This is a genomic window from Micromonospora yasonensis (assembly GCF_026013475.1).
Lineage (GTDB): Bacteria > Actinomycetota > Actinomycetes > Mycobacteriales > Micromonosporaceae > Micromonospora > Micromonospora yasonensis.
Map to the genome: position 1 here is coordinate 21,102 of NZ_JAPDPH010000015.1, position 23,846 is coordinate 44,947.

15 protein-coding genes and 1 pseudogene are annotated in these 23,846 nt (G+C 68.6%); 4 read left to right on the forward strand and 12 right to left on the reverse strand.

What is annotated here, in order from left to right:
- Positions 1-163: 163 nt before the first annotated feature.
- Both ONA70_RS05615 and ONA70_RS05625 read right to left on the reverse strand, forming a co-directional pair.
- Positions 164-2,503 (reverse strand): alpha-L-fucosidase, encoded by a 2,340-nt coding sequence (locus ONA70_RS05615; RefSeq protein WP_319956155.1) that lies wholly within the window; start codon positions 2,501-2,503, stop codon positions 164-166.
- 593 nt (positions 2,504-3,096) lie between these two features.
- The gene (locus tag ONA70_RS05625) at positions 3,097-6,153 is read right to left on the reverse strand and encodes a glycosyl hydrolase family 95 catalytic domain-containing protein (RefSeq protein WP_265005257.1); all 3,057 of its coding nucleotides are present in this window, start codon (positions 6,151-6,153) and stop codon (positions 3,097-3,099) included.
- A gap of 412 nt (positions 6,154-6,565) precedes the next feature.
- Here ONA70_RS05625 and ONA70_RS37135 point away from each other — a divergent pair.
- From ONA70_RS37135 to ONA70_RS05640, 4 genes and pseudogenes are all read left to right on the forward strand, one after another.
- A pseudogene (locus ONA70_RS37135) lies at positions 6,566-6,712 on the forward strand (IS701 family transposase); the annotation flags it as partial.
- A complete protein-coding gene (locus tag ONA70_RS36865) occupies positions 6,702-7,025 on the forward strand; it encodes a chondroitinase family polysaccharide lyase (protein ID WP_406601148.1) in 324 nt (107 codons plus the stop codon). The pseudogene ONA70_RS37135 and the gene ONA70_RS36865, both read left to right, overlap by 11 nt.
- Positions 7,026-7,294: 269 nt before the next feature.
- On the forward strand, positions 7,295-10,714 hold the full coding sequence (locus ONA70_RS05635; protein ID WP_265005258.1) for an outer membrane protein assembly factor BamB family protein: 3,420 nt from the start codon (positions 7,295-7,297) through the stop codon (positions 10,712-10,714).
- An 85-nt stretch (positions 10,715-10,799) separates the two neighbouring features.
- Positions 10,800-12,089, forward strand: coding sequence for a HoxN/HupN/NixA family nickel/cobalt transporter (locus tag ONA70_RS05640; RefSeq protein WP_265005259.1), 1,290 nt, complete (start codon positions 10,800-10,802; stop codon positions 12,087-12,089).
- A 95-nt stretch (positions 12,090-12,184) separates the two neighbouring features.
- Here the strand turns inward: ONA70_RS05640 and ONA70_RS05645 are convergent, their stop codons facing one another.
- The 10 genes from ONA70_RS05645 to ONA70_RS05690 all read right to left on the reverse strand — a co-directional run bounded on the left by ONA70_RS05645 (position 12,185) and on the right by ONA70_RS05690 (position 23,844).
- Positions 12,185-12,469: a class II fructose-bisphosphate aldolase gene (locus ONA70_RS05645; protein ID WP_265005260.1), complete on the reverse strand. Its 285-nt coding sequence runs from the start codon at positions 12,467-12,469 to the stop codon at positions 12,185-12,187.
- Between the two features lie 41 nt (positions 12,470-12,510).
- Entirely contained in the window at positions 12,511-13,035 is a 525-nt protein-coding gene (locus tag ONA70_RS05650; protein ID WP_265005261.1) for a PfkB family carbohydrate kinase, read from the reverse strand.
- Positions 13,014-13,385: a PfkB family carbohydrate kinase gene (locus tag ONA70_RS05655; protein ID WP_265005262.1), complete on the reverse strand. Its 372-nt coding sequence runs from the start codon at positions 13,383-13,385 to the stop codon at positions 13,014-13,016. Before ONA70_RS05655 ends, ONA70_RS05650 begins: the two co-directional genes overlap by 22 nt.
- Entirely contained in the window at positions 13,382-14,299 is a 918-nt protein-coding gene (locus tag ONA70_RS05660; RefSeq protein ID WP_265005263.1) for an ROK family protein, read from the reverse strand. Before ONA70_RS05660 ends, ONA70_RS05655 begins: the two co-directional genes overlap by 4 nt.
- 1 nt (position 14,300) lies before the next feature.
- Positions 14,301-15,221: an SIS domain-containing protein gene (locus tag ONA70_RS05665; protein WP_265005264.1), complete on the reverse strand. Its 921-nt coding sequence runs from the start codon at positions 15,219-15,221 to the stop codon at positions 14,301-14,303.
- 592 nt (positions 15,222-15,813) lie between these two features.
- Complete coding sequence (locus ONA70_RS05670) at positions 15,814-19,095, reverse strand: NEW3 domain-containing protein (RefSeq protein ID WP_265005265.1); 3,282 nt, start codon at positions 19,093-19,095, stop codon at positions 15,814-15,816.
- 339 nt (positions 19,096-19,434) lie between these two features.
- Complete coding sequence (locus tag ONA70_RS05675) at positions 19,435-20,739, reverse strand: Gfo/Idh/MocA family protein (RefSeq protein WP_265005266.1); 1,305 nt, start codon at positions 20,737-20,739, stop codon at positions 19,435-19,437.
- Between the two features lie 5 nt (positions 20,740-20,744).
- The gene (locus ONA70_RS05680; protein ID WP_265005267.1) at positions 20,745-21,575 is read right to left on the reverse strand and encodes a carbohydrate ABC transporter permease; all 831 of its coding nucleotides are present in this window, start codon (positions 21,573-21,575) and stop codon (positions 20,745-20,747) included.
- On the reverse strand, positions 21,572-22,558 hold the full coding sequence (locus ONA70_RS05685; protein WP_265005268.1) for a carbohydrate ABC transporter permease: 987 nt from the start codon (positions 22,556-22,558) through the stop codon (positions 21,572-21,574). The genes ONA70_RS05680 and ONA70_RS05685 overlap by 4 nt, the downstream gene beginning before the upstream one ends.
- A gap of 35 nt (positions 22,559-22,593) precedes the next feature.
- Complete coding sequence (locus tag ONA70_RS05690) at positions 22,594-23,844, reverse strand: ABC transporter substrate-binding protein (RefSeq protein ID WP_265005269.1); 1,251 nt, start codon at positions 23,842-23,844, stop codon at positions 22,594-22,596.
- Positions 23,845-23,846: the final 2 nt, after the last annotated feature.

A 23,846-nucleotide genomic window follows, 5' to 3' on the forward strand; every position in this document is an offset into this window, starting at 1 on the left:
TCCAGGGGTGGTGGGGCCGTTGGGAACCGCGATGGGACGGCGACGCGAGGGGCAGGGCCTTCGCGAGAGGATGGGACCCGGGACATCGACGGTGGTGCGGCGTGTCGCCGTGCCTTCGGTCCGGGTGGCGTTACTGTGGCCGGCGCGACGCGAAGGTCCCCGGTCAGTCGTCTGGCGGGAAGACCTGGACCTCGTTGATCGTCAGGTAGTTCGTGCCGGCGAGTTGGATCCGCACGTACCGTCCGGTGGCGTTGACGGGCACCGTCGTGGGTCGGCCGGCCGGCGCGGCCTGCATGGTGCTCCAGACGCCCGGTGCGGTGAGGTCCGCGGCGGTGAGTGGGCGATTCGGCAGCGGGCTGTCGGACACCACCAGGTGGTAGTTGGCCAGTCTGTCGGTGCAGCAGTCCGCGCGGTTCCAGACCGCGACCTGCCCGACGGGCTGGCTGCTGCCGAGGTCGACCTGCCACCAGGCGCTCTGGTCGTTGTTCGTGTGGCTCAGATTTAGGTGGAGGCCGTCGGTGTCGCCGTCGACCGCGTTGGACGCCGAGAAACTGACGCCGCCCAAACTCGGGTAGGTGCTGGACTGCACCGCCGGCTTGTTCAGCGCGAGGTTGGGCCGCTGCACGTCGACCCTGGTCCGGGCCGTGAAGGTGGTGTTGCCCACGGTGGCGGTCATGGTGATGTCTTGTTGGCCGAACGGCGCGTCGGCGGCCACGCTGAGGGTGGTCCGGAACCGCTGCGCGCCGCCTCCCGGCGACGCGTCGAGTTTGAAGGTGGACGGCTCCAGGCTCAGGCCGGCTGGCGCGTTGATGCCGACCTCTCCGACCGGGTTCGACTCGTCGCCGGTGTTGGACACGGTCACCGTCATCGGCACCGTGTCGCCGCGGTGGACCTGCTTGGTGACATCGCTGCTGAGCCGCAGTTGGGGCATGCCGGGGGTGGAGATCTTGAAGGTGTAGGCGTGCCGGCTCGTGGTCGCCTCGGCGCCTTCCGCCGGCATTGTGACGATCATGCGGCCGTTTTCCCGGTGCCAGGCGAGTGGCGCGCTGTTCTTCGCGCCGAGCAGCGTCACCTGGGTGCCCGGGTTCGCCGGGATGGTGTCCGCGAGGTTCAGTTGCTGGCCCGGCCAGTCGAACGCGGTGACGTAGACCGCGTTCTTCTTCACCGTGAACCGCACCGGCACGTTCGCCGTACGGTCTTCGAACTGGTTCCAGTACGTGCTGCCGTAGATCGCCTCGCCGTTGATCCGCAACCAGTCGCCGATCTCATGCAGCTTCGCCTGGTGGTCAGCCGGAATCGTCCCGTCGGGCCGCGGTGACATGTTCAGCAGCAGGTTGCCGTTCTTGCTCACCACATCCACCAACTGCTCGATGAGCCGATCTGCGGTGGGGACCGGGTAGCCGGGCTTGTCCAGGTAGAACCAGGTGCCCATGGTGGCCGAGGTTTCCCACTTGAACGGCTGGATGTCCGACAGCACCACCTGCTCCGGAGTCAGGTAGTCCGGCTGGAACCGATCGGTGTGGCTACCCTGGTCGGAGATACGGCAGCGGTTGTTCACCACGACGTCCTTGGGGTGCTGCCGGTTCATCGCCTGGTTGTAGTAGTGGGCCAACGTCGGCATGAGGTTCCAGTACGCCGCGTTGTGCGTCCAGTCGCCGTCGCACCAGATGAGGTCCGGATCGTAGTTGTCGATTAGCTCCTTCATCTGCAGGTTGAGGAACTCGGGGTAGGTCGCGAAGGGCTTGTACCCGGTGTAGGCGATCGGTGCCCCGGTGTACGGGTTCGTCGGCTGCCGGCCGGTCTCCGCGGGATTCAGCCACTCCCAGATGGAGTAGTAGGCCCCCCGCTTCAGCTCCGGCGCGCGTTCCTTCGCCGCCGCGAACAGTTCACCGGTGAGATCCCGGTGCGGCGCCTGCGCCACCGAGTTGCGGTCGGAGTACCGGCTGGGGAACAGCGCATAGCCGTCATGGTGCTTCGTCGTCAGCGCGAAGTACTTCGCGCCGGAGTCCTCGATCAGATCCACCCACGCGTTCGCGTCGAACTTCTCCGCAGTGAACCGGGGAAAGAAGTCGTCGTAGTTGAAACCTTCGCCATAGGTGTCGCGGTGATGCTGCCAGGTGCCGCTGCCCCGCCGGTTCATCTGGTACTGGTACCACTCGTCATACGCCGGCACCGAGGTCGGTCCCCAGTGGATGAACACACCGAACTTATCGTCGTTGAACCAGTCCGGCGCCGCGTGCTGTGACAGCGACTGCCACGTTGGCTCGTAATCCGACGCACCCTGGGCAGCGCTCGTTGGCGTCGCAGCACCCAGCAGCGGTAGGACGCACAGCGCGGCGAGCCCGGCTCGAAGGCGTACGCCAAATCTCATGTGATCTGTCCTCCTGACCCGGGTCGACAGGCGTCGACGCCATGCACCTGAACCCATCTGGTGAGCGTCCGTTCGCCGGGCATCCGCGGACGATCGCCCCGGCGCGGCACGCATCGATGAGCCTGGTTTCATCAGCGTTCCGCCTACCCTAGGGGCTCGTCATAGATCGCGCAAGATATAGGATCGGTGCGATCGATCCGGACTGTGATCAACGGCATCAGCCCGTCGCCACGGCGACGGCGACCTCGTCGCGGCACATGAGCCCATGGCGGGCACATCGCCATCGACAGCCGCTTCGCTGCCATCGCGCTCGGCCGCTACGCCGCACCCAGGTCGTCGAGGCACGTACCTTCGACCCGTCCACACGGGAAGACGCCGGCGTTGTCCACCAGGACGACGAACCGTCGTAGTCGGCCACCCCTCAGGCGCATAGCTGACGCACCTGGACCGGGCCGCCGGGCCACCCGTCCGCCGCTACGAGCAGGCCAACCCCGGTGCCCTGGTCCACATCGACATCAAGAATCTCGGCATCATCCCGGATGGCGGTGAGTGGCGTACCCAAGGCCCCGGGCATGGCAGACGCAACCGCCCGCCTCACCTCGCGGACCCCATGACGCCTGGAGCGGCACCCGGCTTGGCTTCGCATTCATCGAATTAAGCCCCGGGCCCGTGGTCGCCAGACGGCGTCCACGGGGCCGGGGCCGGGAAGTGGTGCATGCGGGGGGTCAGCGACCGCCTCGCTCGCGCGGGTTCACCGGCTTGACCCGCACGTCCTCGCCGTTGACGCGGACGATGACGGTGCCCTGGTCGCGTGCCCGGTCGGCCACGACCGTGAAGTCCATGACGCGCCCGTCGCGCCAGGTGCAGCTGACCTCGTAGCCGCCGCGAGCACGTAGACCGGTGAACGAGCCGTCGGCCCAGTCTTTGGGCAGCGCGGGCAGGAGGTGGATGACCCTCTCGTGGCTCTGCAGGAGCATCTCGGCGATCGCACCGGTGATCCCGAAGTTGCCGTCCATCTGGAACGGCGGGTGGTTGCAGAAGAGGTTCTTCAGCGTGTTGTACCGCAGGAGGCCCCGGAGCATGTACCGCGCCCGCTCGGCGTCACCGAGCCGCGCGAACAGCGCGGCCCGCCAGGGCCAGGTCCACGATCGGCGGCTGTCACCGGAGACGGTTGCCTCGCTGAACGGGATTCCCTCGCGCTCGCCGCACCGCGCCTTGAGCGAGACGAGAGCGGCTGCCGCGAGGTCGGGCGACACGTCGGGCGTGATCTGGCGCCCCGGGAACACCGCGAACAGGTGCGAAGTGTGGCGGTGGATGTCGTTCGGGTCGTCGCGGTCGGTCTGCCACTCCTGTAGCTGGCCCCACCGGCCGATCTTGTTGGGCGCGAGCCGGGACTGCAGGTCGGCGATGGTGGCCCGGTACTCGGGGTCGACGTCGATCGCCGCCGCGCAGTCGAGGTAGTTCTGGAAGAGATCCCAGATGATCTGCTGGTCGTACATCACGCCGTCTTCGCGCGGGCCGTGCTCGGGCGACCACCCGTTCGGCGAGACGAGCTCGCCGGTCTCGTTCTCGACGAGCCGGTCCTCCCAGAACTGGCAGATCTCCTTGATCATCGGGTAGGCGATGCGGCGCAGGTAGGTGAGGTCCTGGGTGAAGGCCCAGTGCTCGTACAGGTGCTGCGCGTACCAGGCGCTGGCGACGGTGTTCCACTCCCACGCGTTGCCCCCGAAGATGCTCTGGCTCGTGCGAGCCGTCCAGCCTCGGGTTTCGGCGCCGAAGGCGTTGCGGGTCGCGACCCGGCTCGGCACCGCGACCTGGCGTACGAACTCGACGAGAGCCTCATGGCTCTCGCTGAGGTTGGTGGTCTCCGCGCCCCAGTAGTTCATCTGGATGTTGATGTTCGTGTGGTAGTCCGACGCCCACGGGGGCTGGTTGCTGTCGTTCCAGAGCCCCTGGAGGTTGGCAGGCAGGCCGCCGGGCCTCGAGGAGCTGTGGAGCAGATACCGGCCGAGGACGAACATGGTCTGCTCGAGCCCGGGGTCGGACTTGCCGGTGCCGTAACGGGCGAGCCGGGCGTCAGTCGGGAGAGCGGTGACCTCGTCGTCGGTGCGCCCCCAGTGCACGGAGACGCGCCCGGCCACGGCTCGGGTCTCGGCGACGTGCGTCCCGCGCAGGGCCTCGTAGGACTGCGCGGCTGCGGCGTCGAGGGCTGCCATGATCGCGGGCTGGGGGTCCGGTCCGCGCCACTGCGCGGCAGCGTCGAGCTTGTAGTCGGTGCGCGCGTCGAGGAGCAGGGTCATGCGCGTCGCCGAGCGCACCCGGAGCTGGGAACCCGTGCCGGTCACGGAGCCGTCGGTTTCGGCCACCCGGAGGACGGCGGCATGCTTCAGGCCGTTTCCCATGGTGCCGCGGAACTCGACGGTCCGCGCTGCGGCGTCGACCGTCGTGGACGCACCCTGCGCGGAGGTGAGGGCGAGGTCGCAGTCGAGCGCGCCGGCGCGCTCGGCCTCGTAGTGCAGCACGAGCAGGTCGGCCGATCGGCTGGCGAACGCCTCCCGCAGGACCCGCTGTCCGGGGGAGCCGAACCACGTGGCGTGGATCCCGGACTCAAGGTCGAGCGCCCGGCGGTACTCGACCACCGGGCCGAGCGTCGCCGTGTCGAATCCGGTGCCGACGAGGCGGATCTCGGCCACGCGCACAACCGAGGACCCGGACGCCGGTCGCAGCGTCAGGCGGTACCTGGTGAACGCCTTGGGCGTGCCGACGGTGAACTGTCGACGCTCGCCGCGGTCGAGGGCGGGCTGGGCGTCGCGCTCGTCGAGCAGCGTCCACGCCTGGCCGTCAGTGGAGCCCTCAAGGGTCCACGAACCGGGGTCCTCCTCAGGAGTGTCCAGCGCGGCCGTGAGGCTGTAGCCGGTGACCGTCGCAGCTGACGCCAGGTCGGCCTGCCACACCGCCCCGGCGGTCGCGTCGGCCGCTCGCCACACGGTGGAGCCGTCCCCGTCCACGGTCCGGGAGATGTCCTGCCCGATGCCGGCGCCGTCGGCATGGCCGGAGGGCGAGGAGACGTAGAGGCGGCCTCCACCGAGGTCGACCCCGGCGAGCCCGATCTCGGCCACCTGGAAGTGGCTCACCCCGGAGCGGGGCGTGAACGCGAGGCGGTAGAAGCGGTAGGTCGTGCTGTTGGCGCAGGTGAACTCCTTGGTCTGGAACCGGCTCTCGAAGGGGCCGGGCAGTGAACGGGTGTCGAGCGTGGTCCACGCGGACCCGTCCGTCGAGCCCTGGAAGGTCCAGGCCTGGGGGTCTCGGAGGGGGACGTCGTTGGCGCTCGTGAGCTGGTAGGTCGAGACGGCGGCGGATGCGGTGAGGGCCACCTGCCAGATCACCTCCGACGGGGGACGCTCGATACACCACTTCGTCCGCGAGTCGCCGTCGACGGTCTTGTCCACCCCCTCGGTCGCGGCGGTCGTGTAGGGACCACCAGGGGCGGTGATCTCCGGCCGGGCACCGAAGGAGAGCATGACGTCACCGAAGGCCCGGTAGGAACCGAAGCCGGTCATGCTCGTGTCGAAGGCGCCGTCGGGGCGACCGGCGAGGGCATTGTCGTAGTCGTTGACCCCACCCCAGAGGCTCTGCTCGTTGAACTGGATCCGCTCGCGGTCGGGCTGGCCGAACAGCATGGCGCCGATCCGGCCGTTGCCGATCGGCAGCGCCTGGGACTGCCAGTCCGTGGCAGGGAGCCGATACCAGAGAGAGTGGCGGGCGAGCGAGGTTCGATTCACCGGCGCCAACCCGGCGGATGCGGTGGCCGGAGCCCCGACGGTGGCCGGTGCCGCCGACGCCGGAGCCGTCGTGGGCTTGGTAACGAGAGGGGTGAGGGCGAACGCGCCACCGAGTCGCAGGACTTGGCGCCGGTTGGGGTGGTACGGGGCCATGGACGAACTCCTGAACTTCAATGATCGGGTCTATTTGCGGCGGAATGCGGACGAATGATCACGCCAGGCGTGCCTGGAGCTCAATCTGACAGGATAAAGGTCGGATGTCTAGTGCGGCGGCCGCCGTTTGAGATGTCGCTGCTCTGGGAGGCTGGACGCGAAGCGGCCACCGCATGATCGTCTGTACCTTGTGGACATAACTTCAGATCTGGCGGTGGCCGCAGGCCACAGCGTAAATCCTGGTGCCGGGGAGCGGGTCATGGCCGGGGTGCTCGGGTGTTTCGTGGGCCGCTTCGGACGGGTGGAGCCGCGCCGGCGTGCTGCGGCGTTGGTGACCGGGCTCCTGGCCGATCTTGAGGTAAAGACGTGTTGGCAGTTGGCGGAGCAGGCCGGGCATGCCCGGCCGGGCCGGCGAGCCACCGAACAGGCCGCGCACGAGCGGTGGAAGCAGGCGTTGCTGCGGATCCGCCGTGCATGCCAACAGGACCCAGTGGCCGTTGTCGATCGCCACGCGGCATCCCACCGGCCTCACCGGGCTCAACATCAACCCGTTCCAGGTGATGATCGAGGCCGGCTCACCGGATGGCTCGGCCGCTCTCGACCCCGAATTCGGGCGGGTTCCTGCGCCTGCTACCGCCGAAGCCGAGTTCTGCGCAGCTGGCGATGGCCAAGAGGCTGGCCGACGCCGGGGTGACAGCAGAGGCCGACCCCGAGGGTAACTGGGCGATGAACTATGCGGCCCTGGCGATGCAACCCGCGGGTGACCGTCGAGTCTGTCTCCGCGACGACGGTCGTCGGGGTGCTGTGCCAGCACGGCAAAGGGGGGCAGTTCCGGTTGAGGCCGGCCTGGACGACGCAGTAGGCATGAGTGATTTCGCAGGATTTCGTCAAGACCCGATCACAAACGATCAGGGCGCCAACCATCGTTCAACCCCAGCCACCCGGATGTTTCGCTGCCGGACTCGTACCGCCCGCACGCTTCCTGCACATGAAACCAATCCGCGCAGCGGCAACAGCCGGTCTTGTGCTGCTGGCCTTCGTACTGGGCCTCGGCGCACAGCCCGCATCCGCGCACGTGTCGCCACAACACGCCGAACTCGTCGTCTCCACCAAGGAGAACGTCACCAGCGGGAGGCTGATCGTCCACCGCGACGTGGTGTCGCCCGAGGAGGCGGGCGCCTGGGCATCACGCCTGCTGACCGCATCCTGCCCGGTCAGCGGTTCCGGCGTGGCCGGCGACAGCGGCGGAGTCCCCGGCGGTGTGGTGGTCGAGCTGGCGTGGAGCTGCCATGTCGACAAGCTCGACCTGACGTCGATGCTGAAGGAGGGCGGACTGACCCAGGCCATCGTCGAGTTCGACGGGAACACGGTCGACGCGACCGTGGCCGCCCCGGTCGTCGATGCGACAGGCGCCCACGAGGCCCCCGAGAGCCCTGCCTTCCCGTGGCGCCCCGTGCTGCTTGGCCTGGCCCTCGCCGTTGTCGCGCTGCTGGCCCTCCGCTCGGCGCTCCGGCGTCGCTCGCAGTTCCAGCGCCCGCTGCAGCCGCCGGCCGGCAGCCGTCGCCGTAGGCGGCTCGTCGCGGCCGGCGCCGCCGTGGTGGCGGGTCTGGCTCCGTCCGGCACATCGTTCGCCGCCGACGCGGCGACGACCGGTGACTGGGTGTCCGTCCAGGGCACGGTCTTCAAGGACGTCAACGCCAATGGCGTACGGGATCAGGGCGAGGCCCCGATGCCCGGCGTCGATGTCACCGACGGCGCTGTCTGGACGACGACCGGCGCCGACGGCTCGTACACCCTGCAGATGGATCTGACCCGCCGGGAGACCGATCTCGTCAGCATCGTCTCCCCCAACGGCTACACCCCCGCTCTGCGGCAGGACTACGTCCCGCAGTTCTTCCACCGGGTGCCCGACAGCGGCCCACGCACCGGCATCGACTTCGCCCTCGTACCGGACGAGAACGCCGCCAACCCCACCGAGAAGTGGTTGATGGTCTCCGACACCGAGGTGTCCAACACTTCGGACGGCGCCGCCCGCTCCACGCTGCCGGAGTGGACCGGCCAGGTCGAGGCGATGTCCGAGGTCGACGGCGCGTCGATGGTGATCACGACCGGTGACCTGACGGTCACCGACTACGCTCAGGAGCCACGCCGACAGGGCGGCTACGACATCCTGCGCAAGGGCCTGACCGACGGCAAACTCGGCCTGCCCTACTACCCGACGATCGGCAACCACGACTTCGGCGGCACCGCCGCCTCCCGGGGCTATGCCGGCAGCATGGACTACTGGCGGCAGAACATGGGCCCCGAGTGGTACAGCTTCGACCGCAACGGCCGTCACATCGTCGTCCTCGAAGACAACTACGACTCCAGCGGCCTGAAGCCGCAGCTGGAGTGGTTGCGTGAGGACCTCAAGCGCCACGCCGTGGGCAAGCAGGTGCTCGTCTTCGCCCACCGGTCCCTGTTCACCCAATGGGGACCCGCCGCCGGCATGCAGCCAACCATCGACGAGCTGGCCAAGTACGACGTGCGGATGTTCGCCGCCGGCCACAACCAGCAGGCCGAGTACCGCCGTGGCGCCTTCAACCGCTCGGTCGAGGTCAACAACCAGGGCAAGTACGGCATCGACGGCTCCCACCCGGACTACAAGATCCTTGACTTCAAGGACATCACCGACGACCCGCGCACCAAGCGCAACGAAGACACCGGCTATGTCATGGGTACGCACCGGCAGTTCGACATCGATGACGATGCCGCGCTGGTCAGCCCCGCACAGGGCAGCGTCCACCCCGCCAGCGCCAAGATCCCGGTCGAGCTATACGCCGAGGACGACGGCCGTACCCCGGCCAACGCGACCCTCACCATCCGCGACAGCCGCGGCCGTATGGTGAAGGAGGAAATCGGCCTGAAGTTCGGCGCCGGCAACGCCCGGACGGGCATCGAGAACTGCTACACGGCACCCGGCGGCACGCCGGAGCCCTGCCCGGACGCCCGGATCTCCTGGACCCGGGTCAGTGACCGCATCGAGGGCCTGGGCCCGGGTACGTACACGGCGGAGATGACCGCCGTCGACACCAAGGGCAAGGCGTGGCCCACCATCGAGAACACCTTCCAGGTGCTGCCCGACAGCCAACTGGCCAGGCCCAGGAGTGGCCAGGACTGGACCCGTCAGGGCCGCGACGAGGCGGGGCGGTCCGCGAGCGCGGACGATCCGGGCAGCGAACTCGACCTGCGCTGGGCCGCCAGCACCGGTGAGCAGTTCAACCTCAACGGATCGGTGATCGCCAACGGCAAGGTGATCGTCTCCTCCCGGGCGTTCGACTCCCCGCACAGCATGGTGCTCGCCTACGACCTCACCTCTGGCCGCGAGATCTGGCGGACCTACCTGGACGGCGACGCCGAGTCGGCGCCCACCCTGCACGACGGCAAGGTCTACCTAACCACCGCCGTCGGCCGGATCTACGCTCTCGACGCCGAGGACGGCCACGTCGTCTGGCAGTCGATCGACCGTGAGGAGCAGCACGGTGACACCGTGCGCCGCTACGGCCGCGCGGGCGGACCGGTCAGCGTCTTCGCGCTTGCGGGCGCGGACCACCGCTCGGTCGCCGTCTACCAGGACGCGTACATGATCCGCTGCCGTGACGCCGAGACCGGCGGGATGCTGCCCGGCGGCTTCGGCGCCTCGTTCGCCTGGGGCCAGTTCCACAGCACGGCGGTCCGCCAGCCCGGCTCCAACACCGCCTACCTGCACACGGGTTCCAGCAACACCCTGGTCGCCATCGACCTCTCGGCCTGCAAGAAGCTGTGGGAACAGAACACCGACGGTGGCATCGACAGCCACTCCTCCCCGGTCCTCACCGACCCGGCCGATGGGAACCCTCAACTGGTGACGGTGACTCAGAGCGGTGCCCGCGGGCACGACCTCACGACCGGCAACGTCCTGTGGAAGTCCGCCGCGAACGACCCCTGGACCTGCGAGCCCGGCAAGGCACCGCTGACGAGCCCCGCCGTCTGGGGCGACATCGCCTACATCGCGGGCCGCGACGGTGTCATCCGCGCCTACAACACGAAGGCGGCCGACCCGGCCAAGCCGCTCTGGGAGACCAAGGCCGGCTACCTGCCCGGGGAGAGCCCCACGGACGACAAGTGGCGGGTGGCCAGCGGCTGCGCCACCAACACGGGGCCCGGATCCCCTGTGATGCACGCCCTGGTCACCAAGGACCTGGTGTACGCGGGCACCTGGGACGGGCGGCTGGTCGTCCTGGACCGCGCCAACGGCAAGCGGCTGGCCGAGTACAACCTCGGCGGCGGGGTGACCTCGGCACTGTCCATCAGCGGTGACTGGGTGATCGCCCTCACCGACGACGGGTCAATCCACGCTCTGGCGGCCCGGCACGGCCGCGGCGGCTGACGACCCGATACACCGCTCTCGCGCCGGTGCGCGGCCTCCCGGCCTGGGAGGCCGCGCACCGGGGCAATCCCGATGGGACACCACTGTGCACATCTTCAGCCACCACTGCTCCAACCTGGCACGCCTCCTCCTCGTCGGCGCCCTCACGGCGCTGGCGCTGCTCGGTCTGCCAGGCACGGCGGACGCGCATCCTTTCGGTACGCCCCCGGTTGCCGGGATCACCGCCGACGGGAAGGCGGTCGTGGTCATCTGGTCGGCCACGGAGGACGACTTGGCCGTGCTCCGCACGAAGTCCGGCGCAGCCGGGACATCCGAGGCGCAGTACCTCGGCTCGCACATTCGGCTGAGCCAGGACGGCCAGCCCTGCCCGCTCGACCACGCGGACACCGCACGCCTCGGCCAGGACGGCGCCCGCCTCCGCTACCGCTGCCCAAATCCGGTAACCGCGATCGCCGTGACCATCACCGCGCTGAACGACGTCGACCCGAGGTACCGCACCATCTCCATCACGGAGTCGGGCAGCGGCGGCCTGCACACCGCCAGTGAGCCGACCCGCAGGCTCACGCTCAGCCCGCCCGCCGGTGGCAACTCGGTCGTCTCGGACCGGCGGAAAGGGCCGTTCAGCATCTGGACCACGGACCTTTCCGGACTGCTGGAACACCGTGTCGTACTGCCCCTGGCGCTGCTCGTCGCGGCCCTGGTGGGCGCCTTTCACGCGTGTGCCCCCGGGCACGGGAAGACACTTGCGGCCAGCTTCCTCGTGGCAGGCCGGGGAAGGGTACGGGACGCCGTATGGCTGGGCATCATCGTCGCCGTGATGCACACCGCGTCCGTCACCGCACTCGCCGTCGGATGGTGGCTCGCCGCGGAGAACGCTCCGGACATCGCGGCATTGACCGGCTGGCTGCAGTTGATCGCTGCCCTGGTCGTGCTGGGCGTCGGGGTGGGTCTGCTGTGGCGTCACCTGGGCAACCGAGGCCATGCGCACGGCCACAACCACGGGCACGGCCACCGCCACTCCCACCCCGTGCCTGGTGAATCCCTGCTCAGCTGGCGCGGCCTTGTCCTGCTCGGCACATCCGGTGGTCTACTCCCCTCGCCGTCGGCATTCCTGGTCCTGCTCAGTGGCCTGCTGACCGGCCGGGTCTGGGCTGCGGTACTGATGGTTACGGCGTTCGGAGGCGGGATGGCGTTGGCCCTGACCGGGGTCGGCCTGATCGTGCTCCGCGGACGCGACGCGCTGCTGACCCGCGCCGCCGACTCGGCCAAGCTGCGCAGGTGGACCCGGCGGGCGCCAATCCTCGCCTCCTCGGCGGTAGTGCTCGGCGGCAGCCTGGCCGCCGTGCTCGCCGCAGGACGCATGCTGGTTCCTTGACCGGCGGTTGGTGGGCTGGCCGCCGATGGCCCGTCGCGAGGCCCCGTGGGTCGAGGCCACCAGTTGCTAGACGGCCGTGCTCGTTCTTAGCGGAATCAGCCTATATTCAAACGCGGCTCGCTCGTCGCATGGTCGAGATGAAGAACGCAGCTGGCGTCCGACCGCTCGGCGATGGTCCTGGTGGCCAACGCGATCGGGGCGAGGGACCCGTGGTAGCGCACGGCGTTCTCGCTGATCTGCAGCACCACCGGCAGGTCGGTGCGCTCGGCGGCGGCGACCAGGGCCTCGGCGTGCTCGACCTGGATCACGTTGAACGCCCCGACACCACGCCCGGTGTGGCGCGCGTCCCGCAGCACCTGGTCAAGTCGTACGAGCGTCATCTGTCTCCTCGATTCGCACTCTCGCCGCCAGTCGCGGCACCTCATGGGGATCCACCTGGGCCGGCGACCGGGTTCAGTACCGCGGCGGCCGACCAGGCCACGGCGTCGCCCAGCATCCGGGGCCAGCCGTGCGCACGTTCGATCCCGGCGGCGACGGCAGCGACCGCCGCGTCGCCGGCGCCGGTCGGGTTGCCCGCCAACCGCTGGCCCAGGCCGGCGCGGTAGGCCGGCCCGTCGGCCGGAACCGCCAGGACGCCGTCGGCGCCGAGGGACACCACCACGTCCCGAGCACCGAGCCGCCGCAGCACCTCCGCACCGCGCAGCGGATCGTCGACCCCAGTGACGGCGAACAGTTCGTCGAGATTCGGTTTGACGACGTCGGGGTGAGCGGCCAGCGCTCGGCGCAGCGTCTCCCCGTCGGCGTCGACGATGCATCGGGCGTGCCGGCCGTGAGCGAGTTCGACGATCTGGGCGTACGCGTCGACCGGCAACCCGGCCGGGAGGCTCCCGGAGACCACCACGACGCACGCTGCCGTCTGCTGAATCAGCTGATCCAGCAACGACATGAATATCCGCCACTCGCCCGCGGGCACCGTGGGGCCTGGCTCGTTGAAGATCGTCGCGTCACCCTGCGCGGTGGCGACGACGTTGACGGTGCGTCTGCTCTCGCCGCGGCAGCAGCGTGGCGCACCGCGCGGGCGTCGAGGTCGGCGCGGATGTCGGCCCCGATCCCGCCACCCGCCAGCCCCGTGGCGGTCACCGGGACCCCGAATGCCGAGAGCACCGACGCGACATTGATCCCCTTGCCACCGGCCCGCTGGCGGACCGCGCTGACCCGGTGGCTCGCATTCGGCACGAGGTCGGGCACCTCATAGGTGATGTCCAGCGCGGCGTTCAGGGTGACCGTGATGATCACAGCGCCTCCCACGTGAGACAGGCCGCGCCCAGGCAGCCCGCGCGGTCGCCGAGGGCGGCCCGCTGCAGGCGGGGGCGGCGGTGGAAGGTGAGCAGGTCGTCGACGCTCCGCCGCAGCGGCGCCAGGAGCAGGTCGCCGCTTTCGGCGAGCCCGCCGCCGATCAGCACCAGGTCGACGCCGGTGACGCTGACCGTCGTGGCGATCGCCCGGGCCAGGGCGTCGACGGCGCGGGCCCAAACGGCGGCGGCTTCCGGTTCGCCAGCGGCGGCGCGGCCGGCCACGATCTCGGCGCCGACCCGCTGCCCGGTGTCGCGGGCGTACGCCTGCTCGACCGCGGCCGCCGACCCGACCGTCTCGAGGCAGCCCCGGCTGCCGCAGCCGCACACAGATCCCTCCGGGTCCACGATGACGTGGCCGACTTCGCCGGCCCATCCGTCGGCGGAAACCAGGCGGCCGTCGAGCATCAGCGCCCCCGCCACGCCCGTGCCGACAGGCAGGAACACGACGTTACGGGCACCGCGCGCGGCACCCAGTCGCGACTCGGCGAGCAGACCGGCGCGCACGTCGTGGCCGACCGTGGCCGGGATCCCGAGGGCGCGGCCGACCGGTTCGGCGACCGGCAGGTCACGCCAACCCAGGTTGACCGACAACCGCCCGATCCCCCGCCGCTCGTCGACCACACCGGGCACGACCATGCCGCACCCCACGAGCGTCGGCTCTCCGCCCTCGCCCCGGGCCTGGTCGAGCAGGGCCGACACGATCCGGCTCGCCACCGACCCGATGTCGGCGGCGATATCGGGCGGCGTCCGGTGGGTGATCCGGGTGAGCTGTTGATAGGACCGGTCGACCAGCGCGGCCTTGATGCGGGTGCCACCGACATCAATGGCCGCGACCACTTCACGCGAGTCGGACACGCTACCACCCGGCCGGCGGCGCAAGGATGATCGAACGGGTCAGGTGCCGAGGGTTGTCCGGGTCGAGGCCCGCCCGGCGGGCCTTGGCCAGGCAGAGCCGATGCACCCGAACCAGCTCGGCCAACGGGTCGACGTCCCGATGCTCGAAATGCGCCCCGGTCGCGCGTACCTGCTCAGCCAACCCAACCGGCACGGCGCCCAACGCCCAGACCACCCGTCCAGGTGCGGCGATACTGACCGGTCCGTGCCGGTACTCCATGGCCGGATACGACTCCGTCCAGAACTGCGCCGACTCGCGCAGCTTCAACGCCGCCTCCTCGGCGAGCCCGACGGTCCAGCCGCGCCCCACGAAGGTGACCTGCTCGGCGTCGGCGAGCCGCGCCAACGCCCGCGCCTCGTCCTCGGCGAGCACCGCCGCCGCGTCCGCGATCGCACGGCTGAGGTTCTCCCCCAGCGAGGCCCGCAGCAGAGCCAGCACGGACGTCGCAAACCGCGTCTGGACCACCGACCGCTCATCCACCTCGGAGAGTAGGATCACGTGGTCGGCCAGCTCGGTCACCGGCGTACCGGCGGTGGCGACGATCGCCGACGTGCTCACACCACGACCCTTGAGCGACTCCAGCACGTCGATCACCTCGGTCGTGGTTCCCGACCGACTGATCACCAGAACGGCATCGTACCCGCGGCGCAGCTTGTGCTCACTCGCCGCGAACGCGTCAGTCTCACCCAGGCCGGCCTGCTCACGCAGCGCCGCGTACGCCTGCGCCATGTAGTACGACGTACCGCAGCCGATCACAGCGACCCGGATGCCAGCAGGCGGAAGGGCGGCGGCGAACTCGCCGACCCGCGACACCACGCGCGACCAGCCGTCCGGCTGGCCGACAACCTCGCAGAACAGGTGACTCTGTTGATCAACCGTCATGACGTTTGTCTCTTTCGGATGGAGGGGATTGGGAGGTTTCCTCGCCCGCTCAAGGGCGGGCGACAACGGGCAGGACATGCGTCAATGTGCCGCCCCCACGACCTCGGCACGCCGCTTGTCGTGCAGCGCCCACAGCTCGGCGACCGTGCAGGGCTCGGCCGCGGTGCAGGTCGATCCGGGGCCCGCCGGTGTTGGCCCGCCTGACTGGCGGCTCCTACCTGACCCGGATCGCTTCACCGCTCCGCCCCCGGCGGGAGCCCCCGTCAGCTAGCCCCACCCCGACCCACCTCCCTCACCGGCTTGCCAAGCCGACACGCGAAACGCGGTCACCCCGAATTCACGGCAGTTCGGTGCGAAGCACGGGTCGATGGCGCGCCGCCGCCGTGATGGTCAGCGGCGACGGCGCGCCATCGGAGGCAAGGCGGTCCGCTAGGCCGCCTCGACCGCCACGTACGTCGTAGGCTGTTCGCTGCTGCCGAGGTGGGTCTTGCCAGTGGCCCAGTCGCGCGCGGCGCTCAACCAGCGGGTTGCGGCGATCCAGCGGCTTCGCGGTCCACCTCAGCCCGCAACACGGTCATGAGGAGTCCGTACCTCAGACAGCGGCTCCTATCGCGAAGACATGCACGGTCCCCTCCTTCGGCAGGGTAACGGCGACGACCCGCTTCGATGAGTCGACCTTGAATGAGTAGGCGAACACCCGGTATCCGGCGCCAAAGTTCGCCGGCCCCGCCTGCGTGTTGCGGTAGTTCGCGGTGGCGACCAGACTCGCGCCGCCGTTGATGGGGTCCGACGAACAGCACCAGTTGGGGAACTCCACCCCCGCCTCGGCGGAGGTGCCGTCGTCGTAGTGCACGGTCACCGTCCCGACGGCCTGCCCGATTCCTGAAGCGAGCAGCCCTATCCGTTGGAATTGCCCGCTGAGCTGAATCGTCGGAGCTCCGCCGGCGACGTTGTCCGCCGATCCTCGTGCGGCGGCAGTCCAGGCGTATTCGATGCCGTCGTGCGTGATCTTGGCTCCGGGCGTCAGTCCCACCTGCGCCAAGGCTTGGGCGGAGAAGCTGTTCCCGCCTCCGTCGTAGTTGCCTGGTTTGGGGTTGTCGTCGCTGGTAATGCCGATGTTGTTGAACGCCGACTCCAGCGTCTGGTGGACGGCCATCACGGTGATTTCACTCGTGGCCTCCTCCGTCGCGGGCCCGGGTGGGGCGAGGTAGTTCGCCACCGCCGTCACGCCGTGGTCGCCCGGTGCCGCGTCGGTCGGCGGGGTCACCGTCCACGTGGCCGCGATGTGGGTGCCTGCCGGCACTAGGTCGAAGACGGTCGGGGAGGTAGCTTCGACGTCCCAACCGGCTGGGACGTCGAGCCGCAACTCGAGATCGCGGATCGGCGTCTTTCCGGCGTTCGACAACCGGGTTTCGAGTTCGACGCGGACGCCGGGCAGTGCCGGTCCATCGGCGCCGCGCAGGTCCAGGTGAACGGAGGTAACCGGTGCCGGTCGTACGTCGATCTCGTATTCAGCACGAGCCTCGGGAAGGCCGTCGGTGCTGTACGCGGTGACCGTGAACCGGCTGGGCTTGGCGAGAACCGGTGTCCCGGTAATCCCTCCGGTGTCCTTGTTCAGCTCCAAGCCCTCGGGCAGGGCGCCAGCCGTGACCTCGTAGCGCACCGTTGCCGGCGTGTTGGTGGTCAGCCGCGTCTCGTAGAGCTGGTGCAGGGTGGCCGGCGGCAACGGGTCGGCGCTCAGTTTGGGTGTCGGAACGACGACCTCCTGGGCGTCGCCCACGGGCTGGCCAGTGGCGTTCAGCTCCTGCAGCGACCACTTCACCCCGGGCTCGGCGACGGTGAGGTGCCAGTACGTGGATTGGTCGCGGAACCGCTCCTTCTGTTCGTCGCTGAATGCGCCGAGGTTACGAGCGGTCTCCCATTGCTTGATCGCGTCGAGCACCTTGTCGGTGTTGGTCCCCCCGCGGGTCAGGCTTCCAACGCTCGTCTGGAAACCGGCGCCAGCGTTCAGTCCGGCACCGCGAGCCAGCTTGCTCTCGACGCTCAGCAGGCTTTCCGAGCCGCCCAGGCTGATCCAGCCCAACATGCCGGGGAGGAAGTTGGCTCGGTAGAACTCGTTGTTGATGAAGACCTGACTCATCGAGGTGGATGCGACCTCACCCCAGCTGGCACGGGTGATCGCGTCCCATGTGTTGGACGTCATTCGACTGGTCTCGGTGACGAAGCCGTCCTTCGCCTCGTTCTTGGCATACGCGCCGTTCACCAACCTGGCCTGGCCGAAGTTTCCCCAGCCCGACAGTGACGCCGACTCGAGGCCGTCGTAGGAGTTGGAGAGTATTCCCGTGGCGTTCCACGCGGTCGCCAACCTGTCGGCGATCTCGTCGATGATCGGCAGACCACCGATCGCCCCGCCGTATTGGTTGATGATCACGCGCGCGGTTTGATCACCGGCCGCGTGATCAGTGGCGACGGATCGCCACTGTCCTCGGCCGAGCCCGCTCACCTTCCACTCGTCACCAACCTGCTGGGCCGTCGCGTAACTGACGAACTCGTCGCCGATGCGCAGTAACCGGCCCTGCACACCCTTCGTGAACAAGCCTCCATCGTCCACATACAGTGCCGTGTCGGTGGCCGCCACGGGACGGGTCAACGTGGCACGGCCTCCGAGTGCGAGGCGGCGGTCGGCAGGCGGTGTGACGTAGGCGTCGTTGGTGCTGATGAAGTCGGAGATCGTGTGCACGCCCAAGTGCACGCCGTTGGCTTTGGCCAACTCCACCGCGGCCGCGGCGCCGGCGTCACTACCGCCGAGACTAGAATTGAACTGGTAATGGCCGGTCGTCTGCCATGGCCCCACGGCGTTGGGCAAGGAGTAGAGGTACTCGATGCCGGCCGCCTTGGCGAAGCGCGCAGCTGTCGGGATGTTTTCGGTGCGCAGGTCGCCCAGCACGAGGAATGACTGGCTGCTCGCCTGCGCGGCCTTCTGCCACTGGCCGTCTTGGGTCGGGTAGGGCAAGCCCTCACCCGCTGCGATGGCCGACAGCACCGTCGGGGTAAGCTCGGGTGAGGTGCCGAAGAGAGCGATCTTCGAGCCGACGATCTCACCCTCGATGCCCGGCAGAGGTCCGACGGGGATCGGGTACCCGTCGACATTTTGCCGCACCCGCTCCTTGGTGTAGTCGTACGTGAACGCCCTCAGCACCGAACCCCAGGGCGTCTTCCCTGCGGCGCTGTATTCTTCGTGGGGCCACACCTCCAGCCGTGACGGGTTATTGTGGACTTCGCTCTCCCAGCCGTACTGCTGATACTCCTGCGGCCATGTGCCTTCCGTGCGGTCGTTCAGCGGCCGCAGCCCTACGGCAAAGGCGTCGTCGTGGACGACACCCACCACCTCGCCGATAGTCTTGGTGATGGATGTGGGCAGCGGACCCCAGAGCAACGTCTGGACATCCGCCCCGTCCGGTCCTTCGACGCTCACGACGTCGAAAGTCGTGTAACTCGTCTGGTCGCTCATCCGGACTTCGACCTTGAAGCCCACCGCGTCGTTCGCAAAGGTCAACAGGCTGGGATCGCGCTTCGCGCGGGTCACCTCGGTCGGTCGTTGTTGCTTGCCGTCGATCACCAGGCTGACCAGGGACGCGGAACGGTCTGGTTCGAGGTAGTCGAAGCCGGTTCGCGTGTCCCGAAGGCCGACGACGGTGCCCGCCGAGTCGAGTCCGACAGAGAGGTATCCCGCGGGGATCTCGATCGCCGCTTTCGTGCTTTCAGGGGACATGGCGCCTGCCGCCGCAGTGGCTGCGGCAGGCACAGACACCAGCGAGGCCAGAGCCAATGCCCCAGCCGCGACGACGGAGCACCATCGGCGTTGAGGTTGCATTGCTGTCTCCTTCCCACCTCTGGTTGAGGCGTTCGTTCAGATCGGATTCCCGCCCGTACTGCACGGGTGCAGACAGTCGTGCAAACATCGGATCATTGGGTGGAGAGGTTAGGGTCGATATCCGAGTGGGGTCAAGCTTTGTGGCCAGCTCTTAGGCGGGCTGCAACATTGGGGCGCGCTCGCTCATCGACGGGACTAATCATCCGATGTATACGGGATCCGGACGCCTAACTGTTGCCGCACCCAGGCCCGGCTCCGCTCACCATGCCGCACGGCCAGACACTGCAGATCATCCTCTATAAAGGACGGAAGACCCGAAGATCGTTTTGTGGGCACCTCTTACAGCGGCACCACCTCCCCGGTCCGCCGAGCGCGTTCGGCGGCGAACACGACCCGGTGGCTCATGAGGCTCGCGTCGATGCCGGAGACGATGAGATCGGGGCGGCCACCGTGCAGCGCGTCGATGTAGGCGTTGACCAACCCCGCGTCGCCACCGGCGTGGCCGTCGGCGGCCGACGAACCGTCGAGGTCCGTGTCGATGACTGTCGTGCGTTCGGTACGGAAGTCGTAAACCTCGAGGTGCCGGCCATCGCCGGTGAGTTGGCCACGGGTACCGAAGATCTTCGTACGCCGGTTCTCGAGCGGGGTGAAAGCGGTGAGGGTGAATGCCGCTGTGGTGCCGCCGTCGAACTCGAGGTTGACCACCTGGTGGTCGACCACGTCGTTGTCGCTGTGATAGACGCACCGCCCGTACGGGCCATCCGCCAGGGCGGCCGTGACGGCGTCCTCGGTGAGCTCCCCTGCGGTGACGACACTCGCGTAGTACTGCTTGGCACCGCCGTGTCGTAGCCCGTCGAGGTACATCCGCGGCGCCGCGTAAACGCACGTCTTGGTGAGCGGGCAGGTCAGGCAGCGGTCCGTGGCCCCGGCGGGCGCGTTCGACGACGTGAAGTGGGTCAGCGAGCCGAACGACGACACGCGGCGTACCGGCTGGCCGACGATGTCGCACAGCCAGTCGATGTCATGGCACGACTTGGCCAGGAGCAGGAATGCCGACTCGTCCTCTCGGCGCCAGCTGCCGCGGACGAACGAGTGGACGAAGTGGTAGTAGCCGATCGGCTCCAGGTGCTGGATTGACACGATGTCGCCGATCGCGCCGTGGGCCAGGAGCTGCTTGAGCGCGACCGTGTAGGGCGTGTACCGCATGACGTGGGCGATCGCCAGAGCCGTGCGGTTGCGCCGGACAGCATCGGCGATCGCCTCGCAGTCGGCCTCTGAGGTGGCCATGGGCTTCTCCAGCAGCAGTTGGTAGCCCAGATCGGCGAGCGCGACGGCGGCGTCCTTGTGATCCAGGTCCTGGACGGCCACCACGGCAACGTCCGCCATTCGCGGCAGCTGCGCGAGGTCGCGCCAGTTGTCGAACTGGCGTGCGTCGGGGATGCCGTACCGGTCTGCGAAGGTTGTCCGCACCCGTATCCGGGGTTCGGCGACCGCGGTCACGCGGGCCTGGTCCGGGCGACGGGCGGCGAGCGCCGCGTAGGCCGATCCTCGGGCGCCGGCACCGACGATCACCAGCGACAGCGGCCGGGTCATCGGCACGCGAAGCTCACCGGTGATGAATGGTTCGGCGGCGGTTGTGGTCACGATGGTCATCCCTTGCTGGCCCCTCCCGTGAGGCCCTTGACGAAATGCTTCTGGAAGACGAGGTAGAGCAGGAGGATCGGCAGCGTGGCCAGGAACATCAGCGCGAAGACGGCGCCGAAGTCCTGCTGGTGCTCGCCGATGGCCCGGTAGATGCCGACGGTGACGGTGGTGCCCTCGGCCGGACCCAGGATGATCAGGGGGTTGAGGAAGTCGTTCCAGACCCATACGCCGAGGAAGATCATGACGCTGGCCGACGCCGGTCGCAGCAGCGGAAAGACGCACTGCCAGAAGACCCGAAGCTGGCTGGCGCCGTCCAGCGCCGCGGCCTCCTCGATCTCGATCGGGATGGTCTTGACGAAACCAGCGAAGACGAACACTCCGAACGGGACGTAGTAGCCGACGTTGACCAAAACCAGTCCGGCTACGGAGGTCATCAGTCCCGTCGCGCGCAGCACGTCGGTGATCGGGGTGAGGATGACCGCCGGTGGGATCATCAACCCGGCCAGCATGATGATCATCATGATCCGCGGGCCGAGGCCGGTGTTGCGGGCGACGTAGTGCCCGCACATCGCCGACAGCACCGTCAAGATTGTCACGGACACCGCCGTGACCTCGACGCTGTTGACGAGCCCGTACCAGAACAGGTGGTCCGGTCGCGTCAGCACCTGCCGTATGTTGTCCAGGGTGGGCGGGACGGGCAACCCGGCCGGGTCCATGACGATGGTGTCGCCAGACTTGAATACGTTGACGAGCACCAGGTAGAGCGGCAAGAAGAACACGGCGGTCACGAAGACCGCGACGATCGCGCGCAGCCAGTGCGGGTGGCGTCGGCTCATGCGGTCACCTCCCGACGCTGCAGCAGTCGCAGGGCCGCGGTGGAGACGACCGCGACGACGACGAGCATCACGGTGGCGACGGCCGAGGCGTAGCCGATGCGGTTGCCCACGAGGCCGGTCTGGATGACCTCGAACGCTATGGTGCTGGTGGTTCCATTGCCCGGGCCGCCGTTCGTGATCACCTGGACCTGGTCGTAGACCTTGAATCCGGAGATGAGCAGCATGACGGTGTTGATGGTCAGCGCCGGCGCGAGCAGCGGCCAGGCCACCCGCCTGAACCGCTGCACGGGTCCGGCTCCGTCGATCGCTGCGGCTTCGTGCAGCTCCTGTGGTACGCCCTGCAGGCCGGCCAGGAAGACCACGACGCAGAAGCCGAGCATCTGCCAGACGATGATCCACGCGAGCGTGTAGAGAGCTACGTCCGGGTCGGACAGCCAGCCCGGCGGATGGTCGACACCAAGCTGGCGCAGCGCGGAGTTGAGCAGGCCGTCATCGGTCAGAATCGCCTGCCAGATCACACTGACGACGACCGAACTCAGCACGACCGGGGTGAAGAAGACGCCGCGCAGCGTGTTGTAGAGCCAGCCGCGCCGGTCCAGCAGTACGGCGACTGCCAGCCCCAGCGCGTTCGCGGCGACCGTGACGATCGCGGTGATGAGCACCGTGTTCGTCAGCACTTTGTGGAAGTCGGCGTCCGCGGCGAGAAGCCGGTAGTTGCGCAGGCCCACCCATTGCGTCGGCGGATGGTACGGGTTGTGGTTGGTCAGACTGTGGTAGACGGTCACGGCGACCGGGAGGAGTACGAAGCAGGCGTACAACGCCAGCGCCGGGGCACCGAATACCCCGAAGGACCCCAGCCTGGTCCTCACCCGGTAGCGGGATGGCCGCACATCCCTGCTGGCCCGCGCCCGCGCCGTCTCCACTCTTGAAGACGCGCCTGTCACCGCCATCGAGGGGCTCCCCTTTCGAACATCCGGCGGCACGTGTAGCGCCGCCGGGCTTCACCCACGCGTGGTCGTTACTGCTTGGCCTTGGCCCACTCGGCGTCGAGGAAGGCCGTGTACTGTGCGGCGTCCTTCTTGCCTGTGATCAGGTCCTGCACGCCGATGGCCGCCTTGTCGGCCAGGCCGGGCAGCAGCGAGCCGTCACCGCCCTCGACGGAGAAGGCGTTGACCACGCCGTTGGCGCCGACGGCCTGTTGGTAAGCGGCGACCGTGGCCTTGTAGACCGGCCCCATGTCGGCGGGCGGCTGGTAGCCCTTGATCGCGATGATCGACCCGTCGGCCTTGACGCTTCCGTCGAGGTTCGCCTGGTCCAGCATGAACGCCAGCGCCCACTTCTTCGCCAGGTCCACATTGGGTGCCTTCGTGCTCACGCTCATCCCGCCGCCGGTGTAGGCCGGCACGACGACCGAACCGTCGTCGGCCGGCCAGGCGAACACGCCGACCTCGAAGTCGAGCTTCTTGGCGTCGGCGGAGGCGGCGAACCAGGAGCCCATCGGGTACATGGCCCCCTTGCGGTCGCGGAATGCCTGCTCGGTGTCCGCGTAGGAACGGCTCAGCCCCGCCGGATCGATGTAACCGGCCTTCGCCAGATCTGCGACCTTGCCGACCGCCTTGACGAACAGTGGATCGGAGAAGGTCGTCTTGCCGGCCGCCCGGTCGGCCAACCACGTCGGCTTGGACTTGTAGACGTCGGTGGCGACGCACGCGATCAGCGGGTACATGTCGGCCCACGTGTCCTTGCCGCCCCCGCCGACCACGAACGGGTTGATGCCCTTGGCCTTGAGCTTGGCGCAGGCATCCAGCAACTGCGCGTAGGTCTGCGGTGGCGTCGTGATCCCGGCGCTGGCGAAGGCGACCTTGTTGTAGTAGACCAGCGGAGTGGGCTGCGTGTTGTACGGCAACTGGTAGATCTTGCCGTCGATCGGGTTGGAATGCGGGGAAACGAACGCCGCCAGGTCCTCGTCGGTCCACGCGACGAACTTGCCCGCCTGCGCGAATCCGTTGGGGTTCACCGCGATCATGATGTCGGGCAGTTGGCCCGACGCATCGAGTTGCTTGACGTATCCGGTCCGCTCGACGGTCGGCGCGACCAGCTTCTTGATCGTCACGCCGGCGACCTTCGCCGAGGCGCGCGCGATCGCCGCATCCCAGTACGCCGCGTCCAGGTTGGGGGTCTCGAATGTCAGGAATGTCAGCTCAGTCCCGCTCGCCGAACTGCTTCCCTGCTTGCCGCCCGCCGTGCAACCGGACAGCGCCGCGGCCAACC

Coding starts and splice junctions, on each gene's coding strand:
- ONA70_RS05615 (WP_319956155.1), bottom strand. CDS start 2,503: ATGAAACCAGGCTCATCGATGCGTGCCGCGCCGGGGCGATCGTCCGCG.
- ONA70_RS36865 (WP_406601148.1), top strand. CDS start 6,702: ATGCCCGGCCGGGCCGGCGAGCCACCGAACAGGCCGCGCACGAGCGGT.
- ONA70_RS05635 (WP_265005258.1), top strand. CDS start 7,295: ATGAAACCAATCCGCGCAGCGGCAACAGCCGGTCTTGTGCTGCTGGCC.
- ONA70_RS05645 (WP_265005260.1), bottom strand. CDS start 12,469: ATGACGCTCGTACGACTTGACCAGGTGCTGCGGGACGCGCGCCACACC.
- ONA70_RS05650 (WP_265005261.1), bottom strand. CDS start 13,035: ATGTCGTTGCTGGATCAGCTGATTCAGCAGACGGCAGCGTGCGTCGTG.
- ONA70_RS05665 (WP_265005264.1), bottom strand. CDS start 15,221: ATGACGGTTGATCAACAGAGTCACCTGTTCTGCGAGGTTGTCGGCCAG.
- ONA70_RS05670 (WP_265005265.1), bottom strand. CDS start 19,095: ATGCAACCTCAACGCCGATGGTGCTCCGTCGTCGCGGCTGGGGCATTG.
- ONA70_RS05680 (WP_265005267.1), bottom strand. CDS start 21,575: ATGAGCCGACGCCACCCGCACTGGCTGCGCGCGATCGTCGCGGTCTTC.